The sequence below is a fragment of the Spirulina subsalsa FACHB-351 genome, from assembly GCF_026130165.1.
Classification (GTDB): domain Bacteria; phylum Cyanobacteriota; class Cyanobacteriia; order Cyanobacteriales; family Spirulinaceae; genus Spirulina_A; species Spirulina_A subsalsa_A.
In genome coordinates this window covers 1-4,574 of the sequence record NZ_JAIHOM010000211.1, presented here as the reverse complement: position 1 = coordinate 4,574, position 4,574 = coordinate 1, and the positions used below count along the sequence as shown (strand labels likewise).

The 4,574-nt window shown below is 45.2% G+C and carries 5 protein-coding genes; 1 reads left to right on the top strand and 4 read right to left on the bottom strand.

Annotated elements, in window-relative coordinates; translation table 11 throughout:
- Positions 1 to 296: 296 nt before the first annotated feature.
- Positions 297 to 644: a hypothetical protein gene (locus K4A83_RS22140; RefSeq protein WP_265266883.1), complete on the bottom strand. Its 348-nt coding sequence runs from the start codon at positions 642 to 644 to the stop codon at positions 297 to 299.
- A 529-nt stretch (positions 645 to 1,173) separates the two neighbouring features.
- Here K4A83_RS22140 and K4A83_RS22135 point away from each other — a divergent pair.
- The gene (locus K4A83_RS22135; protein ID WP_265266882.1) at positions 1,174 to 1,599 is read left to right on the top strand and encodes a hypothetical protein; all 426 of its coding nucleotides are present in this window, start codon (positions 1,174 to 1,176) and stop codon (positions 1,597 to 1,599) included.
- 105 nt (positions 1,600 to 1,704) lie between these two features.
- Here the strand turns inward: K4A83_RS22135 and K4A83_RS22130 are convergent, their stop codons facing one another.
- The 3 genes from K4A83_RS22130 to K4A83_RS22120 all read right to left on the bottom strand — a co-directional run bounded on the left by K4A83_RS22130 (position 1,705) and on the right by K4A83_RS22120 (position 4,303).
- A complete protein-coding gene (locus tag K4A83_RS22130) occupies positions 1,705 to 2,100 on the bottom strand; it encodes an anaerobic ribonucleoside-triphosphate reductase (protein ID WP_265266881.1) in 396 nt (131 codons plus the stop codon).
- Positions 2,101 to 2,170: 70 nt separating this feature from the next.
- A complete protein-coding gene (locus tag K4A83_RS22125; RefSeq protein ID WP_265266880.1) occupies positions 2,171 to 3,265 on the bottom strand; it encodes a hybrid sensor histidine kinase/response regulator in 1,095 nt (364 codons plus the stop codon).
- A gap of 477 nt (positions 3,266 to 3,742) precedes the next feature.
- Positions 3,743 to 4,303, bottom strand: a complete 561-nt coding sequence (locus K4A83_RS22120) for a peroxiredoxin (protein WP_265266879.1) — start codon at positions 4,301 to 4,303, stop codon at positions 3,743 to 3,745.
- Positions 4,304 to 4,574 lie beyond the last annotated feature (271 nt).

Below are 4,574 nucleotides of genomic sequence, written 5' to 3'. Positions count from 1 at the left end.
GGGAGCAGGGGGGCAGGGGAGCAGGGGAGCAGGGGGGCAGGGGAGCAGGGGGGCAGGGGAGCAGGGGAGCAGGGGGGCAGGGGGGCAGGGGAGCAGGGGAGAAATTCCCTATTCCCTATTACCTTGTTGGGTCTAGCGTAGACATAGCTCCACGAACTGGCATAGCAGACCCTATGGAAGTGCGTCTCACACATTGATCAGGAGTCAATGAAGTGAACTACCCTGAGAAGGTGGAGGCTCTAACCCGAAATTTTCGGTAGATATTGGTAGAGCGCGGGGCTTCTTGACTCGAAAAACTAACTATCACTTTTTGGCGCGATGAAGACCTTATAGAGAACAAAAACCACCCCCGATAGAAGCGCTAGGGCAATCAGGGAACTGACCAATTTGAAAACCGTATTGAGTAGCGATAAAACAATCCCCCCAATAATGACTAAACCTAAAATTTTTCCCGCCGGAGGAAGATCATTAAACCACAGCTTAAACCGTTCAAAAACAGGTTGTAGTTGCTTTAAAGCTGCCTGAGTGCCGTCAAACGAGGACTCAGATTCTGTACCGAAAGGAGTAGATTGAGAGGGACGCTGAACTTCACTTTCGAGTTCTTGGAGTTTGCGCTTTAGGTTTGGATCATCTTGAAAAGTCATAAGCCAAATTCGGTAAAGGTGAGAAGCCCTAATTCTAGGAGATCAGAGTTAATATCTTGTGTTTTGCCGGATCCCATCGGCGTTATGTGGCACTACATTTTAGCAATTCTAGCGCAGGGATCGGAAAAATGCAGGATTTTTCTTCGGGATCGCGCAAAAATTCGGCCGGAATAACGAGGAACTTTTTGAATCATTGTGAGATCATTTAAGGGTAGGGATCAATTTCGCGATCAATAATGGTCAATTCCGGCGAAATATAGCCGATTTTCAGGAGAAAACAGGGACCTGTGATCGGATCGATTTGACCATGCTAGAATATCGAAGCGGTTATGACAGAAGCTCTAGGGCGAGGGGAAAAACACGAGGGAAAAAAGGCACTGGTCTGAAATTTACTCTCTCGTTTCACCGTTTAACCCCAAAATCCCCTGTTTGATCAACAGGAGAGTCTGTCAAAATCGCTCAAAAATCGATTAGTCTAGAATCGATTTTTCTAGAATTCATCATTGCCATCTCATTTAGGAGCAAGTGAATGATGTCACGAACAACTTGGACTCGTCTTGTGTTGTCTACCACGGTGACGACTGGGTTATATCTAGGGGGTGCCGTTAGTGTGAAAGCTGATCCCATTGCGATCGCACCAAATCCAACCTATCAAACCCTATTATCAGGTCGTTCCGGCGGCGACATTAAAACCGCCGACTGTGGTTTTGTATCCAGAACCCCCAATCACACCATCCGTTTAGACAATTCCATTGATTCCATGACCATCGGGGTGGAAACAGATCAAGGAAGACCCACTTTACTCATTGACGGTCCCGATGGTCGTTTTTGTGTCCAGGCCCGTCAAAACAAAATTGCCGAGATTACCGGACTCTGGCCATCAGGGACTTATTTAATCCGGGTAGGAGATTTAGAAGGACAACGTGCCAACTACACATTAAACATTAACCAGTAATACAGGAAGTGGGGAATAGTGCAGCCTCTACTCTAGTGGGAGCAATCCTGCTAGATTAGGGGCTGCGGCGTTAATCAAAAACCCCCCTGTTTAGACCGGGGACTGTCAATCCTCTAATTGAGGAGTCGAAACCTCCACCACTTCCACATTAACCGCTTCCACATCAATAGTGCCAGGTGGGGTAATACGCTGAAATCCACTTTGGGTCACGTTCAGAGATTCCCCACAACTTGGACACTGTATCTCAACCCCATCAAACCCCGTAAAACGATAATCACACACCGGACATTGATCCTCCACCAACTTCCGGCGAATCCACCAACGCGCTCCCAAAAGAAGCAGAGGAGGGGTAATAAAAAGGAGAAACAGGAAAATAAAAAAGCCATTGACCACCCACCCCAATCCGACTGATCCTAATAGGAGGCAGATCAGGATAAACAGTAACCCGCAGCCAATGCTAGACGAGTTAATCTGAGAGAGCTTATAAAAATTTTGATTCACCGCAGCCTCCTACTGAATTCCGATCGATCTCCTTACCATCCTATCAAGTCCTCTTTACAGATTCGCCTGCTCAAACTCTCGGTAACTTCACCACAAATTCCGTCCCTTTCCCCACTTGACTTTTTACGTCAATTGTGCCTTTGTGTAAATCTACCGCTTGTTTGACAATAGACAACCCTAAACCTGTCCCGGCAATTTTCCCTACATTTTTAGCGCGGTGAAAAGTTTCATAGAGACGCTTTTGATCCTCTAGGGGAATGCCAATCCCACGATCTTGAACCCGAAAAATCACCCATTCATCCTGACAAGTTAACTCAAAATCAACAGTGCTGCCATCCGGGGAATATTTAGCCGCATTGGTGAGTAGATTTCGCAAAATATGAGTTAATAAATTCCGATCTAGTTTCCCGTGATGACAGTCCCCCGTCATCACAAACTGAATCCGTTCTTGACATTCCGTTAATTTTAACTCATCTAACAAATCAAGGCAAAATTTCTCTAAATTCAGGTCAAGGGGTTTAAAGTCTAACTTTTGTGACTCCGCCTGTCCTAATAAGAGAACATCATCAATTAAACTTCGCAATTGTTTAACGCTACCGTGAATTTTTTGAAAATAATCTTTTCGCCGTTCTGCTGGCCAACTTTCATCAAAATTTTCTAACAAGGTAGCCGAAAATAAAATAGTGGACAAGGGAGTTCTAAATTCGTGGGAAACAATAGAGACAAAACGATTTTTTAACTCATTAAGTTCCCGCTCTTTTTCAATAGCACGTTTCAGGGCAAACTCAGCTTTAGCACGGACTAGAGCGATTTCTACCGTCGTCTGTAAGTTGCGCTCTTCAAAGGGTTTTACAATATAGCCAAAAGGCGCAGCTGCTTTGGCTCGCTCAATCGTTTGGGGGTCACTATGGGCTGTTAAAAATACAATGGGAATTTCTAAATCTTCCCCAATCTTTTCGGCGGCTTGTACACCATCAATCCCCCCTTTTTTTAACATAATATCCATTAAAATCAGGTCGGGTTTTAGGCTATGCGCTTTTTGTACCGCTTTTTCTCCCGAGGGAACAACGGGAGGGACATGATAGCCCAAACGTTTGAGGGTTGATCGGATATTCATGCCGATCACCGCTTCATCTTCAACGACCAGAATCGTATAAGTTTCCATATATCATGTTAAACGGAGATAGCAACAAACGGGGTAGCATTTGAACGAGGGGCGGTAAGCGAAACCCAAAACAACAGGGAAGTTTAGAGAATAGCAAATAATAGAATTGCGCAAAATGAGTTAAAGTTGATTTTTTTCTGAAGGAATAAAAATCACCAAGCAAAACACAATGGGAACTAGGGGATAAGACGTGGCAAGGGACTCTATATCATTGGGCTATTTTCCCCAATGATTCTATCACAATGCTCTGAGTTGATAATATCAGTTTTTGGTGGTGAATCCGGCAAGAGGCTGAAAATTGCGCGCCCTTGGGTCAATTATAAAATGTTCCCTATTGCAACAGTGCCTCTTGCCTCCCCCCACGAGTGGTCACTGAGCGTTAGTCAAAGTGCAGACTTATATGTTTAACGGCACGCTCCGCGTTAGCATTCACGTAGTGTGCCGTAGGCATAGCTCCACGAAGTGGCACAGCAAACCCTACTGAGTGATTGCTGACTTTTGGAATTCATCCAAACTCGCTAAAACCTCCGTGCTATGAATAGCAGGTTGTACCCCGAGGAACACCTTGCGTAATAGACCTTCTGGGTCAATCAAATAGGTGTGCCGTAAAGACATATAACCCAACCAAGACCCATAGGCCTTACTTACCGTCCCATCCGTATCCGCCAAAAGGGGGAACCTCAATCCTTCCGAGTCGCAGAACTCTCGATGGGAGTCTACGTCATCCACACTGACTCCTAAAATTTGGGCGTTCCGTTGCTGATATTTGGGAAAATCTTGCTGAAAACGCTTGGCTTCGAGCGTACAACCTGGGGTAAAGTCCTTGGGGTAAAAATACAATACCACCCACTGCCCTCGATAGTCTGAGAGGGAAATACTCCCATCCCCTGTGTTGGTGGGTAGGGTAAAATCTGGGGCAGGTTGATTTAAACTCGGTTGTGGCCCCCCTAATGCCAAGGCTGGGATAACATGAACCCAGTTGATTAACAAAACCAAACCCGTAACCCAAAGCAATCTTAGAAAATGACGGCGTACCATAGCTCACTGGATCTTATGTTCTAATAAAATATTATCCTGAAACGCTATAGTATAATGGCAATAAGAGACAATGCCTAAGTTTTTTTATTTTTTCGGCAAAAACTAACTGGTCGCCCAAAAAAATTCATCCCGCGATGATATTTTTTTATCTGCAATGTCGGGTGAAGACCCTCGGTTTTACCGACGGGATGAAACCCGACCCGTATAGAAACAGCGAAGCACGACTCTTTAGCTAAGGCTCAGGGATCACTCTTGGCATGACAATTTGTGC

Excerpts from the sequence above, each read along its gene's own strand:
- K4A83_RS22140 (WP_265266883.1), bottom strand. The coding sequence starts at position 644 with ATGACTTTTCAAGATGATCCAAACCTAAAGCGCAAACTCCAAGAACTC.
- K4A83_RS22135 (WP_265266882.1), top strand. The coding sequence starts at position 1,174 with ATGATGTCACGAACAACTTGGACTCGTCTTGTGTTGTCTACCACGGTG.
- K4A83_RS22125 (WP_265266880.1), bottom strand. The coding sequence starts at position 3,265 with ATGGAAACTTATACGATTCTGGTCGTTGAAGATGAAGCGGTGATCGGC.
- K4A83_RS22120 (WP_265266879.1), bottom strand. The coding sequence starts at position 4,303 with ATGGTACGCCGTCATTTTCTAAGATTGCTTTGGGTTACGGGTTTGGTT.